Genomic DNA, 17004 nt, shown 5'->3' with positions numbered 1-17004 from the left:
CTTATCCTTTTTTGTTTCTGTAGATAAATATTCTGGAAAAATGTCCTCTTTGCATAATCCTGATCTCCCGTATACGGATTAGCTCCAGAATTGCCATAAAAGTAACCACCAGGATCAAACGCACCGGATTATCCGCAAACAGCTCCTCAAAACTGACCCTGTCTTTGTCAGCCAGAAAATCCAGAATATATTGGATCCTTTCCTCTAAATCCACCTTCTGAAAATTTATAGTATGTGAAGTCACTTTGGGCTGGTTATCCAGAACTTTTTTGAAAGCCACAAGCAGATCAAAGAGGTTTGCTTCGCGCAGGAACTCGACCCGGTCCTTTGATTCGATAAATGAGAAATCAGACCGGGGATAGAATACCTTTTCCTCTTCCTCTTTTCTCTGCAAGGTCTGAGCAGCTTCCTTGTATTTCTTATACTCTAAAAGTGCCACTACCAGTTCTTCTCTTGGATCCTCTTCTGGTTCCTCGTTTTCATCCCGGGGTAAAAGGAGTTTTATTTTTATCCGGATGAGATTTGAAGCCATAAGGATAAACTCGCTGGCCAAGTCCAGATCTAACTTTTGCATAAGCTGGATATATTCCAGATACTGTCTGGTGATAAGGGCAATCGGGATATCGTAGATATCTATTTCGTTTTTCTTTATCAGGTAAAGGAGCAGGTCTAAAGGTCCCTCAAACACCTCCAATTTAACCGGAAAGGGGACTTTCTTTTCTATCTGCTGCTCTATCTCCAGCGGGAAGATCATTGGATTAACCTCATTGCTTTCCTCACATCCTGCATGGTTTGTCCAGCTTTAGCCCTGGCTTTTTGAGCACCTTGGTCCAATACTTTCCAGAGCTTTTCCGGATTTTTTTCCAGTTCTTTCCTTTTCTCCCTGATATCTTTCAGCTTTTGGTTCAGATTTCTTGCCAGATTTTTCTTATCCTCGACACACCCCAATTTCCCAGTGGAGCAAAGAGTGTGAATCTCCTGATAGTTCTCAGTATAAATCTTATGTAGATGAAAGACGGGACAAAGGTCAGGCCTGCCTGGATCGTTTTTATGAATCTTCTGCGGGTCAGTGAACATCACAGATACTTTTTTGGTGGTCTCTTCAGCAGTATCAGCTATAGCAATATCGTTATTGTACGACTTGCTCATCTTTCTACCGTCTATTCCGGGGATGACAGGGAATTTGGTCAACAGCGCTTCCGGCTCAGGGAAAACCTGGCCATAAAGGGTATTGAATTTTCTGGCAACTTCCCTGGCAAGCTCAATATGAGGCAACTGGTCTTTTCCAACTGGCACATAGTCAGCTTTATAAATTAAGATATCTGCCACCTGAAGCAAAGGGTAGCCTAAGAATCCATAACTATCCAGACCCAGTTCTTTCCTTTTCTCCTTATATGAAGGAACCCGCGCTAAACGGGCCACTGGCGTTATCATAGAGAAAAGAAGATGCAATTCAGCATGCTCCTTTACCTGAGATTGGACGAAAATAGCGCATTTATCCGGGTCCAGCCCGGCCGAAAGATAATCCAGAGACACCTCCTTGATTTTCTCCTGCAGAGTTGAGGTATCTTCATAATCGGAGGTCAGTGAGTGCCAGTCGACTATACAGCAATACATCTCGTAATCGTTTTGCAGAGCCACCCAGTTTTTCAAAGCACCTTCTAAATTTCCCAGGTGTAATCTTCCAGTGGGCTGCATTCCAGATAATATGGTCTTCTTCATTTTCCTCTTTATTTTCTATTCCAGAAAAAGATATTGTTTCCATCGGTCATCCGAGATTCCCACAAATCGCTGGAGAAAAGTTATATGGTTAGGAGTTCGCGGCTTTTTTAACAGCTTTAAACCCGCCTGTTCCGGGGTCTGGTTTCCCTTGATATTATTGCACTTGATACAGGCACAGACTAAGTTCTCCCAGGTGTCTTTACCTCCGTAGAGCTTGGGGATGACATGGTCAACGGTCATAGGAAGATGGTTCGCCCCGCAGTACTGACAGCAATGCCCGTCCCGTTTAATAATGTTCTTTCTGGAAAGCAGGACCCTCTTAGGCGGGACTTTGATATAGAATCCCAGTCGAACCACGCTGGGGATAGGTATACACAGCCTGACCGAGCGGATAGTCTCGCCGTTATTTTTCTCAATCATCTCTGCTTTGCCTAAGAAAAGCATTATCACTGCTCTTTTTACGCTGCAAACCGAAAGAGGCTCGTAATTTTGATTTAAAACCAGCACATTTCCTGAAAGTCTACTCATACCTTGTAAACATCACTCCTCAAGAGCAGAGGTTTAGAACCTCTGCTACGCCACTCATATTTCGTAAACCTTGCTCCAGCAAGACGGAGGTCTAAGACCTTCGCTAGGCGGGAGCTTCACCTGTATTTGGTTTAATTTATACCTTTTTCCCGACTTGTCAAATATTTTTTTTCCAAAGAGAGGCTTTTATTCAGTGATTGGCAAAGGTGAAGATGCGTGTCCATAAAAGAAAAAGGAAGAAGAAAAAAGGAAAACGTGAGACGGAAGATGTAAGATGTAAGACGAAAAGACAAAAAAAGATGCGCTATAGGGGCGAGGTTGCCTCGCCCTTTTCCTCGCCACAAAAGGCACGGTCCGCATCACCCTCAAACAAGTTTGAGGGTGCCACCCTGTCACAATTGATGGATTTTTCCAGCTCGAAGGCGGATGTTATCATCCGCCTATCTCTCCGCTGGATGATAACATCCAGCAGGAGGAAAGTCATTGCGAGCCTTCAAGCGAAGCAATCCCTCTACTTTGAATGTAACGGATTGCTTCGTCGGTCAAATGACCTCCTCGCAATGACTAATAGTTGTAGGGGTAATTCATGAATTACCCCTACATTCCCATATAAATATTTTTCTTTTTATCCCAAAATTTCTACAAAAAATCTTGAAATCCGATTCTCAACTTAGTATATTAGTCTAAATTTTAAAGGTTAAATCCATTTTAAATTATGGAAAAACTCTGGGCACCCTGGCGAAGTAAATTCATCTCAAGTAAAAAAGTAAAGGGGTGCATTTTCTGTAAAAGGCTGAAGGAGAACAAGGACAGGAAGAATCTTATCCTTTTCCGGGGTGAAAAGTCTTTTGTGATTATGAACCGCTTTCCCTATAATCCCGGGCATCTGATGGTCTGCACCAACCGGCATACTGGTAAGCTCGAGAATCTAACTGAATCTGAGATGAAAGACCTGATGAAAACCACTCAGCTTGCCATCAAAACCCTCAAATCCGCCTTAAAACCACAGGGTTTGAACTTAGGATTGAATTTGGGCAAGGTCTCAGGAGCAGGTGTGGCAAGCCATTTGCATATTCACATAGTTCCCCGCTGGAATGGAGACACCAACTTCATGCCGATTCTGGCAAGAACCAAGGTGGTTTCCATAGGGATGGATGAGATCTTCGTAAAACTCAAAAAGAGTCTGGATAAACTGCTCTCCCGGAGGTCCGGGAATAAATAATCTTATGAAAATTCCGAGAAAAGAAGAGCTTTTAAAACTGCAGGCACAATATAAGACTGACCGGAAGATCGGGCAGGTTTTAGGGGCTCCTGCATATCTTGTAGCTTACTGGAGAAGGAAAAAGAAAATCCCGAAATATTCTCTTCCCAAATACGGTTTTGAAAAGATAAAAGAGCTCTGGGAAATTTATGGAGATGACCGCAAATCCGGGAAAGAGCTTTCCATCTCCAAGGCGGCTTTTTACAAATGGAGAAGAAAGTATAATCTCTTAGAAAAACCCAAAGTTCTGAAGTTGGCTCAGCTTGAGTTCACGCTTCCCGGTTCTGGCAGGGGGAAAAACAGGGGTCTCACCATTGCGCAAAAAGGGCTGGCTCTAAAAGCTGGAAAAAGTGAAGTGCGGGTAGGGGAGATCGTTTACGTTGAACCGGACCTGGCTATGAGCCATGATAATGCCGGTCTGGTGATAAAGCAGTTCAGGGAGATAGGCGTTGCTAAAGTCTGGAACCCGGATAAGATAGTCATACCTTTGGACCACCGTGCACCAGCCGAGTCTGAGAAAACAGCAGAAGCTCACCGCTCGATCAGGTTATTTGTCAAAGAACAGGGGATAAAAAATTTCTACGACATAAAGGAAGGGATCTGCCATCAGGTGGTAATTGAAAAAGGGCACATCCTTCCGGGAGAGTTAGCAGTTGGAACAGATTCACACACCACCTCATACGGCTGTTTGGGTGCCCTGTCAACCGGAATAGGTGCCACTGAAATGGCAGCAGTCTGGGCTACTGGCAAAATCTGGCTAAGGGTTCCCGAAAGCTTGAAACTGACTATTAATGGCAGACTTCCTCTTGGGGTATATGCCAAAGATGCAATCCTTTATATAATCGGAGAGTTGACAGTTGAAGGAGCAAATTATAAATCAGTTGAGTTCTACGGGGATACGGTTGAGAATATGTCCGTCTCTGAAAGGTTCACCCTGGCTAACCTTTCTATGGAGATGGGAGGGAAATTCGCCATTGTTCCTTTTGATAACGTAACCAAGAAATATCTTAAAGGAAGAACTAAAAAAACTTATCAGCCGATTTTTGCGGATGAAAATGCCATCTATGAGAATGAATACGAATATAATATCAGTCGGTTAGAGCCTCAGGTTGCCTGCCCGCATAACGTGGATAACGTCAAGTCGATTGATGAAGTCAAAGGGATAAAGATAGATCAGGTTTTATTAGGTTCCTGCACCAATGGAAGGATAGATGACTTGGAGATTGCTGCCCGTCTGCTCAAAGGGAAAAAAGTTCACCCGGATACCAGAATGCTGGTTCTGCCTGGCTCAAAGTCTATCTATTTAGAGGCATTGAAAAGAGGGATTATCAAAACGTTTCTGGAGGCAAATTGTGTAGTATTGAATCCGGGATGTGGTCCCTGCCTGGGCGCGCATGAAGGGTTACTGGCAAAAGGGGAAAGGTGTCTGGCCACAACTAACCGGAATTTCAAAGGAAGGATGGGCTCGACTGAATCTGAGGTCTATTTAGCAAGCCCGGCTACAGCGGCTGCTACAGCCATCCGAGGTGAGATCTCGGATCCGAGGGATTTTCTCAAAAAGTGAAGCGGGACTTTGATGTTAAAAGAGATTAAGGGGAAAGTCTGGAAATTAGGGGATAACATCGATACAGATGTCATCTACCCGGGAAAGTGTCTTCCGATCCTTGATCCACAGGAGATGGCAAAGCATGCTTTGGAAGGGTATGATAAGGATTTCCCTGATAAGATTCAGAAAGGAGACATCATCCTGGGTGGCTCCAATTTCGGATGTGGCTCTTCCAGGGAGCAAGCAGCTACCTCTTTAAAATTCGCCGGGATCTCCTGCATCATTGCTAAATCCTTTTCCAGGATTTTCTTCAGAAATGCCATCAACCAGGGACTGGCATTGGTTCAGTCAAAAGAGGCTTATGATTTGATTAAACCAGGGGAGGTAATTACAGTTGATTATGCCAGGGGAGAGATCATAACAGAGAATACAAAAGTCCCTTTTCCTCCTCTGCCAGAAATAGTTATGGGTATTTTAGAAGATGGCGGATTGATCGAGCATCTGAAGAAGAGTTTGAAGAGATAAAAAAAAGCGTAGGGGTGGAGCTTGCCTCCACCCTTACTTTTTCTCAGTTTTTGCACAGTAGCGTCCTCACTCCCGTGAGGACGTATAGGTATTTTCGTTGCCACAGGAGTGGCAACGCTACGCGACCCTGAAGGGGTCGCCCTACAAATTACTATTTGTGTTCGACTAAAGAAAATTTCCCCTGACTTAATTTCCCATAGGTAAAATGCTCAAACCAGTCGCCTAAGTTAATATAAACCCCCTTATTTAATTCCTTAAAGCAAGGCTGATGAGTGTGTCCTATGATGACCGTTTCATATCCTTGCTTGATTTTCTCCTCAGCGAACTCCTCATAATCTCTGAGGAATTCCTTGTTTCTAGCCTTTGTCTTATCCCGGCTGAAAGATGCGATTTTCTTTGCTAGAGGAATTCCAAAATCAGGAGGAAGTAACCTGTAAAGCCAGATATTCACTCTGTTTCTTAAGATTTTTTTCAGAATCCTGTAACCTATATCTTTTTTAGCTAAGCCGTCACCGTGGATCAGATAGATCTTCTTGCCCTGGTGTTCAACGGAGATCGGGTTTTTGACTATCTTTATTCCTATCTGTTCAGAGAGAAAATCTCCCAGCCAGAAATCGTGATTTCCCACCAAGTAAATTATAGGTATGCCTGAGTCGGTAAACTCTTTCAATTTCATCAACACCGGGAAATGCTCTTTGGGGATGGCATTTTCATACTCGAACCAGAATTCGAATAAGTCGCCTAAGATGTACAAAGCCTGACAGTCATCCCTGATACGCTCAAGAAAATCGAGCAACCTTTTTTCCTTAAATCTTTCCTTATCCGGTGAATTTGAGCCAAGATGAGCATCGGAGATAAAATAAATTGAATCTTTCATGATTTCTATATAATATAAAATTAAGGAGTAGGCAATTGAAATGTTTTTCGGAATAGTAGTAACGACCCGCCGGGTCGCCCCTACTAAATGAAAAGAATCCTTGACTAAAAGTTCAAAAAGATTAATTTATCAGGCGAAAGGTTTTTATTTATTCTGAAAGATAACGTATCAAATTTGAAACCTCAGGATGCGGAACTATGGATAAATTCATAATTCAAGGGGGGAAAAAGCTTTCAGGCTCAGTGGAAATATCTGGTTCCAAAAATTCAGCTCTTCCGATTTTAGCCGCAGCTTTGCTTTTGGACAAAGGGGAATCGGTGATTCACAATGTGCCTAACCTCTCCGACATAGATGCGATGCTCAAAGTGTTGGAGCATTTGGGGGCAAAGATTAAAAGGGATGTCAAGGACGGGTCCGTGGTGGTGAATGCTGAGAACCTTACTTCCTTTGAGGCTCCTTATGATTTAGTTAGAAAGATGAGAGCTTCATTTTTAGTTATGGGCCCACTTTTAGCCCGGGGCGGAAAAGCCAAAGTCTCTCTTCCAGGAGGGTGCGTTTTGGGTCCAAGGCCAGTTAATCTTCATTTGTCAGGTTTTCAGGCTCTTGGTGCAAAGATCGAAGAAGAACATGGGTATGTAATCGCTTCTGCTGAGAAACTTAGAGGGAATATCATCTATTTTGACAGGCCCAGCCATACCGGGACCGAGAACGTGATGACCTCTGCCTGTCTGGCAGAGGGGAAAACTACTCTGGTAAATGCGGCTTGTGACCCGGAGGTGGTGGACCTGGCGAATTTTCTAAATGCTATGGGGGCAAAAATCGAAGGTGCAGGCTCCTCAGCCGTACAGATAACCGGAGTGAAAAAGCTTAAAGGGGTTGAACATGCCTGCATTAAAGACCGTTTAGAAGCAGGCACTTTTATGATGGCTGCAGCTTTAACCTCAGGTTATGTGGAGATAAAAGATTTCATTCCAGAACATCTGGATATGGTGATCCTCAAATTGAGGGAGATGGGTGTGGATATAAGTCTGAACCGAAAAAAGATTACAGTTAAAGGTCCTTCCAGGCTCAAGCCAGTCTCTGTTACAACCTTTCCATTTCCCGGCTTTCCCACAGATCTTCAGGCTTCGCTGATGACCTTAGCCAGTACAGCTTCAGGTTCAAGCTATATCAAAGAGACTGTTTTTGAGGACAGGTTTACCCATGTGATGGAGCTGATCAGGTTGGGGGCTGACATAAAGATCAGTGGTGATAAGGCTACAGTAAACGGAGTGCCCAAATTGAAAGGCGCCTCGGTGATGGCATCAGACATCCGGGCAGGCGCTGCTTTAGTCCTGGCCGGATTATCTGCGGAAGACCAGACAGAGGTGCTGAGGGTTTATCATATAGACCGCGGGTATGAAAGGTTTGAAGAAAAGCTCTCCAGACTGGGGGCTGAGATAAAAAGAGTGAAAACTTAAAATCAAAGGTTAAGTTATGTTTAAGAAAATGATAGTAATTCTTCTGGGAGGGGTGTTCATTTTTTGTTTTACAGCTTCATCTTCCCAGGGTCAGGGTGAGGATTTGAATTTTGGCAAGAACAAGGTCCAGTACCAGTATTTTACCTGGTATTACATCCAGAGCGAGCATTATGACATCTATTATTACGATTTAGGGCTTGACATAGCTAAGTTTGCAGCCAAGACCCTGGAAGAGGCTACGCCCCGACTGGAGAAGATCTTCAATTATCAGACAAAAAAAAGAATACCGATCATCCTGTATAATTCCCCTAATACCTTTCAGCAGACCAACGTGACCTACGAGCTGATTGAGGAAAACGTAGGCGGGTTTACTGAAGCATTCAAAAACCGGGTAGTGATTCCCTTTGACGGCTCATACGAACATTTCAGGCATGTGCTTGTCCATGAGCTAACCCATGCATTTACCTTCGATTTGCTTTACGGTAACCTGGTGGGGAATTTATTAAGTGCCGAATATGTCCAGGAACCACTATGGTTCGCAGAAGGGTTCGCCGAATATTTCTCCCGGGGAGGTATGGACATTGAAGGGGATATGATTTTAAGGGATGGTTCGGTGAACGGCTACCTTGTCCCCTTAGAATTAGCCGGAGGATTCTTAGTGTATAAAGAAGGGCAATCCGCCATACAATATATAGTCAATAAGTATGGAGAGGAAAAAATTGCTGAGATTTTGCACCAGGCTAAAGGTAGACGCTCTTTTGAGAAAAGTCTAAAGTCGGCCATCGGTTTGGACGAAAGGGGACTGGATGAGGAGTGGATGAAAGATCTAAAGAAAGAATACTGGCCCGAGATAGCCTTGAGACAGGAGCCAAAAGATTTTGCCAAACAGTTGACCAACCATCAAAAAGATGGTTCTTATCTAAACGAAAAACCAGCCTTCTCACCCCGGGGGGATAGAATAGCCATTTTCTCTGACCGTAAAGATTATTCTGAGATCTATATAATTTCGGCTATCGATGGTAAAGTGATAGATAAGGTGGTAAAGGGGGAAAGATCAGGCGACCTGGAATCTCTCCACTCCTACGTAAGCGGATTGTCCTGGTCTCCAGATAGCAGGGACATCACCTTTGTATCCAAGAGCCACGGAAAAGATGTTCTGTGTCTGGTAGACGTAAAAAAGAAAAAAATTTACAGGAAATTCAAGTTTAACTTGGAATCGCTCTTATCTCCAGCCTGGTCCCCGGATGGTGAAAAGATAGTATTCACAGGTGTGATGGAAGGGAGGTCCGATCTTTACGCAACAGACATTAAAACGGGAACCCTGCAAAAATTGACGGATGACGATTATGATGACCGGGATGCAGCCTGGAGTCCAGATGGCAAGACCATAGCTTTCTCCTCGGATCGTCCCTCAGGAGCAAAAAATGATTCCACTTATGCCTATGGTCATTACAACATTTTCCTTCTGGACCCTGTTTCCAGGGAGATAAAACCTTTTACGCAGGGAGGGGAGGATAATCTCTCGCCTGCCTTCTCTCCCGATGGCAAAAGGATATGTTTTACTTCAACCCGCAACGGGATAAGCAATCTATATGTACAGGATTTAGATAGTTTAAAAACCTATCCTTTGACCAACATATTGACCGGCTGCTTCACGCCATCCTGGTCTAAGGATGGGGAGAAGATGGCTTTTACCTCTTTTTATAAAGGCGGCTGGGACATATTCATTCTTAAAAATATAAAACCGGTAACAGAGAATAGCGCACCCCTGGTGAAAACTGCCTTAATTTTAGGAAAAGAAAAGGCGGCAACGGCTCCGGCTGACACCACTCAGAAAAAAACCGAGATAAAGGAAGAGAAAAAGCTGGATTTTAGTTATTATGTGTTCAAAAGCACTGAGGATAAACTTGATTCACTTGCCAAGCCTTTGACCCCTGCGGAAAAAGAGACCCTCACCACTAAGTTTCATCCCGGGGAATACACACCGAAGAAATATAAACTCAAATTTACCCCGGACATAATCTCAGGGAACATTGGATACAGCACGTTCTTCGGGTTCCAGGGACAGTCTTTCTTGGCAATCAGCGACCTGATGGGAAATCATAATTTCTATTTAGCCACAGACCTTTTCAATACCATCGACCAGAGTAATTTCCAGCTTCTCTATTTTTATCTGCCCAGGAGGATCGACTACGGAGTCGGGATCTTTCACACCAAGTATTATTATGTGGACAATATCGACCGGCTTTTTTCGGACCGGGTTTATGGAGCCACTGTTCTTTTTTCCAGACCTTTTAACACGTTTAGCCGAATTGATCTTAATCTGACCCATCTATCCGTCGACCGGGTCTATTATGATCCGAATCCTGAGGGTATTTTCGAAGATAGAAGCGTGAAGACCCTTTTGACCAGTTTATCCTGGGTCCAGGATAACGTGCTCTGGGGAATAACCGGGCCGGTAAACGGGAGAAGGAGCATGTTGACTTTTGAGTGGTCACCTGACCTGACCAACAGAAGCATCCCGTATACTTCGCTCTGGATGGATTACAGAAAATACATGCATTTCGGCAAGAACAGGTTTGGATTTGCCTTCCGTTTCTCCGCAGGCAGAAGTGACGGTAAACAGCCGCGGCATTTCTACTTGGGCGGTGTCTCAAGCTGGATCGGTCCAGATTTAGCGACTCAGAATATCTATACTCTGAATGACCTTTATTTCTCGAGCCTGGTTACCCCTTTAAGAGGTTATCAGTATTTCGAATTTAAGGGGACCAGATATTTTCTCTCCAATTTTGAATTCAGGTATCCTTTTATTCAGGATTTAACTTTCGGATTCCCTCCCTTTAGTTTAAGATATATCACCGGTGCAATGTTTCTGGACCTGGGAAGCGCCTGGACCAATACCAAAGCCTGGCAGGGAGGAACCTCAGAAGGCGGATCTTCCAGGTTAAAAGACATCAAGGCTGGATTCGGGTTTGGGGCCAGGATAAACCTGGGTATATTCGTTCTCAGGTACGATGCTGGCTGGAATACCGACTTTGCTAACGTCTCGGCTAAGCCGATTCATTACTTCTCTCTGGGTGCGGAATTTTAATGAAAACAAAAGACCTGCCCCACAAGGGCAGGTCTTTTGTTTTTTTCAGAGCTGCTGATTACCTATTTTTGACAGCTTGTCTTTTACCCCCGCCATTTCCCTTGCCCAAACCTATTTTTCTAATTTTCTTGGCCAGCTTGCTGTTTTTGTAGTCCTCGACCTCTGAAGAAGAATAGACTCTTATACCATATTCGTCGAGCAACTTTGCCTTAGCTTTTTGATTACCTTTTACCGCTTTTTTAAGAAGAACATTTATTTTATGTCTTCTTGCAGTTAATTCCTGCTTGGTAGGGAATTCAAGATTGGTTGTGCCTGTCATCGCCTAAGAATCACCTCTTAACTTATTTATTAACAAAGAGTTATAAAAAAGCTTCAATGCATAGTTTCACAACATATTTATACGTAAATAAATGAGGTTTTGTTAAGTTTTTTATGCCGAAAAAGAGGTTGAAATTATTCCAGCATCATATTGCTAATCAACAAGTTGGGTTTGTGGCTTAAAAAGAGCTTAAAAAACTATTGAATTTCTTTTGGATGGGGCATGCTCACTCTACTACTCATAGAACTTTAAACACTATCGATATGAGTTGTATTAAACAAACCATAATTGGATAGTATGTTCCTATACGTGGCTGTATTATTGTGATGCCAACGGGGACTGCCAGGTTACTGTTTCGGACGTAGTATACCTGGTCAACTATCTGTTCAAAGGTGGACCGGAGCCCTGGCTACTGTATAGCGATTGCAACAATGACGAGAAGGTTACGGTATCGGATGTGGTATATCTGGTGAACTACCTATTCAAAGGTGGTCCGGTTCCTCTTGAGCCTAACGCCTTTAGGAAACCTTTCTAATCTGGCAGATAGATTAGTCAGTGATTTAAAGTTGAGGGATTCCGCTTAAAGCGGGATCCCTCAACTTTTTTTATATCTTAGGAAAAAAAAGTAGAGATGCTGCACGTCATGTTACTGAGACAGGTTGAGAATTTTCAAGGATGATTTTATTTGACTTTGAACGACTCATAGATATATTTAGGGTTCAGCTAAAATCTCAGGAGATAAAAGATGAAAGAATCTAAAGTGACTCTAAAATTAGCCAAAGAGCACGGGCTTTTAAAAGAAGAATACGAGAAGATAAAAATGATTTTGGGTCGAAACCTGACTTTCACCGAGCTAGGAATCTATTCGGTTATGTGGTCCGAACACTGCAGTTACAAAAATTCGATTGCCCAGGTGAAGACTTTCCCGCGGGAAGGGAAAAATCTGCTAGCCAAGGCTGGTGAGGAGAATGCCGGTGCAGTTGATATCGGGGATGGTCTGGCTGTGGTCTTCAAGATCGAAAGCCACAACCACCCATCAGCAGTTGAGCCTTACCAGGGAGCTGCCACCGGGGTTGGGGGGATACTCAGAGATATCTTCTGCATGGGTGCCAGACCTGTTGCCTCTTTAGATTCCTTAAGATTTGGCGAGCTTTCCAATTCACGGGTGAGGTATCTTTTCGACGGGGTGATCAGAGGGGTCGGAGATTACGGCAATTGTTTCGGAGTCCCCACTGTGGCTGGAGAGATCTATTTTGATGAGTCGTACACTGGAAACCCTCTGGTTAATTGTATGGCAGTAGGTATAGTCAAACCCAATGAAATGGCAAGTTCAAAAGCTTATGGAGCAGGAAATCCGGTTCTGCTTGTAGGTGCCTCAACTGGCAGGGATGGAATTCACGGGGTAACATTTGCCTCTGAGGAGATAAGCGAGAAATCGCAGAAGAAAAGGCCTTCGGTGCAGATAGGTGACCCGTTTATGGAAAAACTGCTCCTGGAAGCATCTTTAGAGATAATCAAAGCCGGGCTACTAGTTGGTATTCAAGACTTGGGTGGAGCAGGTCTTGCCTGCGCCACTTCCGAAACCTCTGCCCGGGGCAAAAGCGGGATGGAGATCGATGTCTCTTTAGTACCCCTGCGGGAAAAAAGGATGATACCTTATGAGATAATGATATCCGAATCACAGGAAAGGATGTTAGTCATCGCCAAAAAAGGTAAAGAGAAGGAGGTTCAGAAGATCTTTTCCAAATGGGGGCTCAATTCGTCTATAATCGGATATGTAACCGATGATAAGATGCTACGAGTAAAAAATAAAGGAAAAGTCGTGGCGGAGATACCGGCAGATTCCTTGGTCTTAGGTGGAGGAGCACCGGTTTACATCAGAGAAAAGAAAAAACCAGCATATCTTGCCAGGACTGCAAAATTAGATCTCTCCAGAATAAAAATCCCTGCAGACCTAAATGAGGTTTTGCTGAAACTTATAAGCTCTCCGAATATTGCGAGCAAAAGATGGATTTATGAGCAGTATGATACTATGGTAAGAACCGGGACTGCAGTGGGACCCGGCTCAGATGCCGCAGTTATACGTCTGCGAAAGACGAATAAGGCTCTGGCAATGACCACAGACTGCAACGGCAGATACTGTTATCTCGACCCGAGGATGGGAGGAAGGATTGCAGTGGCTGAGGCAGCAAGAAATTTGGTTTGCTCAGGCGCGCTTCCTTTGGCCATAACCAACTGTTTGAATTTCGGTAATCCGTATGACAAAGAGGTCTACTGGACTTTTGCTGAATGTATTGCCGGAATGTCTGAGTCCTGCATGGTTTTGGAGACTCCGGTTACGGGAGGGAACGTTTCCTTTTATAACGAAGACCCGGAAAGAAAGGTATATCCTACACCCGTGGTCGGGATGATCGGATTATTCGAGGACATAAAATACATAACCACTCAGTGGTTCAAAAAAGAAGGGGACATAATTGTCCTTTTAGGGAAAAATAAAGAGGAACTGGGCGGAACAGAATATCTTAAAATTATTCATAACTTGGTCAAAGGTAAAACTCCGGTTTTGGATTTAGATTATGAAAAGAAAGTTCAGCAAACCTGTCTGAATCTAATTAAAAAAGGGATAGTCAAATCCGCTCACGACTGCTCAGAAGGTGGTTTAGCCGTGGCTTTAGCTGAATGCTGTTTTACCTCCGGTAATAATCTGCTTATGGGTGCGGAGATCAACCTTTCAGAAAATTTCAGAGAAGATGCACTCCTTTTCGGTGAGGCCCAGTCGAGAATCATTTTGAGCTTGGGAGAAAATGACCTGTTAGAGTTAGAGAAAACTGCAAAGGAATATAAGATTGATTTTACCGTTCTGGGAAAAGTCGGAGGAGAAAATCTCAGGATAAACCAATGGATAGATCTGCCGGTTCAAAAGCTCAAAGAGAAGTTTTATAATTCGATTCCAGGAATAATGGAGAAAAAGTTTTAAATAAGTAGGGGCGACCCGTTGGGTCGCCCCTACAAACGTGTAGTCGCCCGATTCATCGGGCGTTCCGCTGGTCGTTGGTCTCCTGGACCAACGACTACAATTCAGACTTAGGTTATTCGAGATTTCTGCGTTGGTGCGGACACCAACCAAAAGCAATTTTTAGAGATTATTTTCCTTGACAAACTTTATTACATCTTTAAATTAATCTGCCGATAAAATTAATTGAAGAGATATTTCTCTCTGCAGTACTCTTGTAGGAGAAAATAGCGAAAAAAGTTCACTGAAAAATATTTCTCAAAAGGAGGTGAGAGAAAAGAGCTTTTTATTCGTTGGTGTGGACACCAACGAAGAGCAAAAACTTTTTTGAGGGAACAAAAAATTCATCGAGGAGGGATGAAGATGAAAGATTTTAAAAAGTTTTATTTCTGGGGGCTTTTTTTATTGGTGCTTCTAAGTTTTCAATCCAGCTATGGGTTGACCAACTACGTCTTCTTCACTGTCAACGGAGACACCACTTTAAAGACCACCGCGGTGCAGGGTGATAATTTTAGCTGGGGATCAAATTGTGCGGTCGGTGCCCAGCTCTACTGGCAAATCTGGATTGATACGGACAGCAATGGGGTACCGGATGCTGGCGATAAGCTGCTTTTCGACTTCATTATTGCTGATGGAGATACTTCCTCTCAGGGACCTCCGCCAGATATCAGCCCGACACCTGATGGCTGGTACATCTGTCAGCCTTTCCCTTTCGGGATTGCGCCAACACATTATGTCTTCAAGGTCATGGACCTTTCAGACAGTACCACCGCCCAGAGGACGATCAGGGTTACTCCGCTCCCTTCACCACCTAACAAATTCACAGGTTGGGTGACCATACCCGGACACTCGGCTCCTGATGCGCTTTTGGAAAACATCTGGATAGAGGCAGATGACAGCGTGTTTGAGAATGCTTTCTGGGCCGGGTTGACCAACGACAGCGGATACTACGAAATCAACGTGGGAAGCAGCGGGACCGGACGGACATTTATTATTCGGCCCTCAGACGTTCAGGGTTTCATCACTCCTGCGAATAAAAATAAAGTAGCCTCCGGTGTGGTAGATAGCGTCAATTTTGCTTACCAGGTTCCAGTTGACAGTATTTACGGGCAGATAAAAGATGACAGGGATTCCTTAATCAGACAATCCCTGAGGATGTGGTGCAGTCCCCATTTTGGTGGACCTCAGGAAAAAGAATCGCAGACTTCAGATGGGAATTATAAGGTCTATTTTGGCTCTTCCGAGTTAGGTGAATGGGATATAGGCATGAGTTCGGAATATTTAGTCCCGAATTACCTGACGCCAAACAGTTTTCAATTTAACAACCAGATCCAGCACGGTATCCAGCACAATTTCACCTGCCAGAGAGCAGACACGGTTATTTACTGCAGAGTCACAGAGATGGGAGGACTTCCAGTTCATCCTTATAAGATTCAAGCCTATTCCACCCTGCTTTCCGGCTCGACCGAGGGGGTTTCCGGGACCGGCTCCAATAACAGCTTTTTATTGCATATCTCCTCTAAAGATTCTTCTGGCTGGACCGTGCAACTGACAACCTGGGATACTCGATACCCGATTCCGCCAGGATACATCTTGGAAGGAGGAAGCAAGTCGAATATCTCGCCAGGGGATACGGTATTGCTTAATCTTATATCCGGGAAAATGGTCAGAGATACAGTCAAGCTAGATCCAGGTGATCCAGGAGTGATCTGGAACAGCGTCTGGTTGAACTTCTGGTCAGCTGGCAAAAGTTACGGCGGGAACCCTGACAATAACGGAATTTACACAATCTATGTAGATACCGGGACCTACGATGTCAACGTCAACTATGCAGGATACCTTTCTACTCCACGGCAGCGAAGCGTCTATGTGGATAAGGATACTACTGGGGGGTTAGGTTTTACTTTGAATCAAGCACATGCACATATCTCTGGCAGTTTAACTAATGTGACTCTTCCACTTTCACCTGGCAACTGGGTCATCGGGGAGACGGATTCCTGGCCTAATGGGTATAGTACCAGTTCAGAGATGGACAGAATAACCGGTCATTTTGATCTCTACCTGTGCGATGGAAGCTGGACCATCTCCCCTCCATATATTCCCGGCTACAACACTCCTCCTTCGCAGAATCTGGTTATTTCCGAGGTTCCGGATACTTTGAGAACGATTAATTTCTCTTACGTCCCTTCCGGGGTCAAAGGGGATGAAAACTCTAACAGTCTGCCCAAAGTTTTCACTTTAGAACAGAACTATCCTAACCCGTTCAACCTGACGACTGAGCTGAGATATTTTGTGCCGGAGAAATACCAGTCGGTATTCGTCTCTTTGAGGATTTATAATCTTTTAGGTCAGGGGATAAGAACATTAGTAAATGAGAATCAGACTTCCGGGAGACATTCGGTTACCTGGGATGGAAAGGATGATAAAGGAAGAGAGGTTTCCAGCGGGATTTATTTCTACAGGCTGGAAGCAGGGAATTCCAAATTGACCAAAAGGATGGTTTTGATTAAATAATTCTTGCTTCCAATTCGTATTAATATTAGAAGGTCGACTTAATAGTTGACCTTCTTTTTTAAAGGGTCTTTGAAAAACTCAAATCAAGAGGGTGGGTGACTTTGGCTTGAAGATTTCCAGAAAAAGCTTGACAATCGATTGAAAAGGA

At 43.9% G+C, this 17004-nt stretch carries 13 protein-coding genes; 8 read left to right on the top strand and 5 right to left on the bottom strand.

Annotated features, from left to right (window positions below):
- Nucleotide 1: 1 nt before the first annotated feature.
- Genes MUP17_09255 through MUP17_09245 form a run of 3 tightly spaced genes read right to left on the bottom strand, consistent with a single transcriptional unit; the run spans nucleotide 2 to nucleotide 2250 of the window.
- A complete protein-coding gene (locus MUP17_09255; GenBank protein ID MCJ7459164.1) occupies nucleotides 2-754 on the bottom strand; it encodes a segregation/condensation protein A in 753 nt (250 codons plus the stop codon).
- Nucleotides 751-1722, bottom strand: coding sequence for a tryptophan--tRNA ligase (gene trpS / locus MUP17_09250; GenBank protein MCJ7459163.1), 972 nt, complete (start codon nucleotides 1720-1722; stop codon nucleotides 751-753). The genes MUP17_09255 and trpS overlap by 4 nt, the downstream gene beginning before the upstream one ends.
- A gap of 15 nt (nucleotides 1723-1737) precedes the next feature.
- Nucleotides 1738-2250 carry an HNH endonuclease gene (locus MUP17_09245; protein ID MCJ7459162.1) on the bottom strand — a complete coding sequence of 171 codons (513 nt, stop codon included), beginning with the start codon at nucleotides 2248-2250 and terminating at the stop codon, nucleotides 1738-1740.
- A 197-nt stretch (nucleotides 2251-2447) separates the two neighbouring features.
- Here MUP17_09245 and MUP17_09240 point away from each other — a divergent pair, with 197 nt between their 5' ends.
- The 4 genes from MUP17_09240 (at nucleotide 2448) to MUP17_09225 (ending at nucleotide 5582) form a co-directional block, all read left to right on the top strand.
- Nucleotides 2448-2840 (top strand): hypothetical protein, encoded by a 393-nt coding sequence (locus tag MUP17_09240; GenBank protein ID MCJ7459161.1) that lies wholly within the window; start codon nucleotides 2448-2450, stop codon nucleotides 2838-2840.
- A gap of 125 nt (nucleotides 2841-2965) precedes the next feature.
- Complete coding sequence (locus MUP17_09235; GenBank protein ID MCJ7459160.1) at nucleotides 2966-3472, top strand: HIT domain-containing protein; 507 nt, start codon at nucleotides 2966-2968, stop codon at nucleotides 3470-3472.
- 352 nt (nucleotides 3473-3824) lie between these two features.
- Nucleotides 3825-5075: a 3-isopropylmalate dehydratase large subunit gene (locus tag MUP17_09230; GenBank protein MCJ7459159.1), complete on the top strand. Its 1251-nt coding sequence runs from the start codon at nucleotides 3825-3827 to the stop codon at nucleotides 5073-5075.
- A 12-nt stretch (nucleotides 5076-5087) separates the two neighbouring features.
- A complete protein-coding gene (locus MUP17_09225) occupies nucleotides 5088-5582 on the top strand; it encodes a 3-isopropylmalate dehydratase small subunit (GenBank protein ID MCJ7459158.1) in 495 nt (164 codons plus the stop codon).
- A gap of 151 nt (nucleotides 5583-5733) precedes the next feature.
- Here MUP17_09225 and MUP17_09220 read toward each other — a convergent pair whose 3' ends face one another.
- Nucleotides 5734-6459, bottom strand: coding sequence for a UDP-2,3-diacylglucosamine diphosphatase (locus tag MUP17_09220; GenBank protein ID MCJ7459157.1), 726 nt, complete (start codon nucleotides 6457-6459; stop codon nucleotides 5734-5736).
- A 197-nt stretch (nucleotides 6460-6656) separates the two neighbouring features.
- Between MUP17_09220 and murA the strand changes: the two genes are divergently transcribed.
- Entirely contained in the window at nucleotides 6657-7919 is a 1263-nt protein-coding gene (murA, locus tag MUP17_09215) for a UDP-N-acetylglucosamine 1-carboxyvinyltransferase (protein ID MCJ7459156.1), read from the top strand.
- Between the two features lie 16 nt (nucleotides 7920-7935).
- Nucleotides 7936-11010 (top strand): peptidase MA family metallohydrolase, encoded by a 3075-nt coding sequence (locus MUP17_09210; GenBank protein MCJ7459155.1) that lies wholly within the window; start codon nucleotides 7936-7938, stop codon nucleotides 11008-11010.
- A gap of 58 nt (nucleotides 11011-11068) precedes the next feature.
- Here the strand turns inward: MUP17_09210 and MUP17_09205 are convergent, their stop codons facing one another.
- Nucleotides 11069-11329 (bottom strand): hypothetical protein, encoded by a 261-nt coding sequence (locus MUP17_09205; GenBank protein MCJ7459154.1) that lies wholly within the window; start codon nucleotides 11327-11329, stop codon nucleotides 11069-11071.
- Nucleotides 11330-12074: 745 nt separating this feature from the next.
- Between MUP17_09205 and purL the strand changes: the two genes are divergently transcribed.
- Together purL and MUP17_09195 are read left to right on the top strand one after the other, a co-directional pair.
- Nucleotides 12075-14306 (top strand): phosphoribosylformylglycinamidine synthase subunit PurL, encoded by a 2232-nt coding sequence (gene purL, locus MUP17_09200; GenBank protein MCJ7459153.1) that lies wholly within the window; start codon nucleotides 12075-12077, stop codon nucleotides 14304-14306.
- Nucleotides 14307-14705: 399 nt separating this feature from the next.
- Nucleotides 14706-16856 (top strand): T9SS type A sorting domain-containing protein, encoded by a 2151-nt coding sequence (locus MUP17_09195; protein ID MCJ7459152.1) that lies wholly within the window; start codon nucleotides 14706-14708, stop codon nucleotides 16854-16856.
- The last annotated feature ends 148 nt before the right edge of the window (nucleotides 16857-17004 follow it).

The sequence above is a fragment of the Candidatus Zixiibacteriota bacterium genome, assembly GCA_022865345.1.
Taxonomy (GTDB): Bacteria; Zixibacteria; MSB-5A5; order MSB-5A5; family RBG-16-43-9; genus RBG-16-43-9.
The sequence above is the reverse complement of the archived record's forward strand: the minus strand, read 5'-3'. Positions and strand labels throughout refer to the sequence as shown.

Excerpts from the sequence above, each read along its gene's own strand:
- MUP17_09220 (MCJ7459157.1), bottom strand. The coding sequence starts at position 6,459 with ATGAAAGATTCAATTTATTTTATCTCCGATGCTCATCTTGGCTCAAAT.
- MUP17_09245 (MCJ7459162.1), bottom strand. The coding sequence starts at position 2,250 with ATGAGTAGACTTTCAGGAAATGTGCTGGTTTTAAATCAAAATTACGAG.
- purL (MCJ7459153.1), top strand. The coding sequence starts at position 12,075 with ATGAAAGAATCTAAAGTGACTCTAAAATTAGCCAAAGAGCACGGGCTT.
- trpS (MCJ7459163.1), bottom strand. The coding sequence starts at position 1,722 with ATGAAGAAGACCATATTATCTGGAATGCAGCCCACTGGAAGATTACAC.
- murA (MCJ7459156.1), top strand. The coding sequence starts at position 6,657 with ATGGATAAATTCATAATTCAAGGGGGGAAAAAGCTTTCAGGCTCAGTG.
- MUP17_09210 (MCJ7459155.1), top strand. The coding sequence starts at position 7,936 with ATGTTTAAGAAAATGATAGTAATTCTTCTGGGAGGGGTGTTCATTTTT.
- MUP17_09195 (MCJ7459152.1), top strand. The coding sequence starts at position 14,706 with ATGAAAGATTTTAAAAAGTTTTATTTCTGGGGGCTTTTTTTATTGGTG.
- MUP17_09235 (MCJ7459160.1), top strand. The coding sequence starts at position 2,966 with ATGGAAAAACTCTGGGCACCCTGGCGAAGTAAATTCATCTCAAGTAAA.
- MUP17_09225 (MCJ7459158.1), top strand. The coding sequence starts at position 5,088 with ATGTTAAAAGAGATTAAGGGGAAAGTCTGGAAATTAGGGGATAACATC.
- MUP17_09205 (MCJ7459154.1), bottom strand. The coding sequence starts at position 11,329 with ATGACAGGCACAACCAATCTTGAATTCCCTACCAAGCAGGAATTAACT.
- MUP17_09255 (MCJ7459164.1), bottom strand. The coding sequence starts at position 754 with ATGATCTTCCCGCTGGAGATAGAGCAGCAGATAGAAAAGAAAGTCCCC.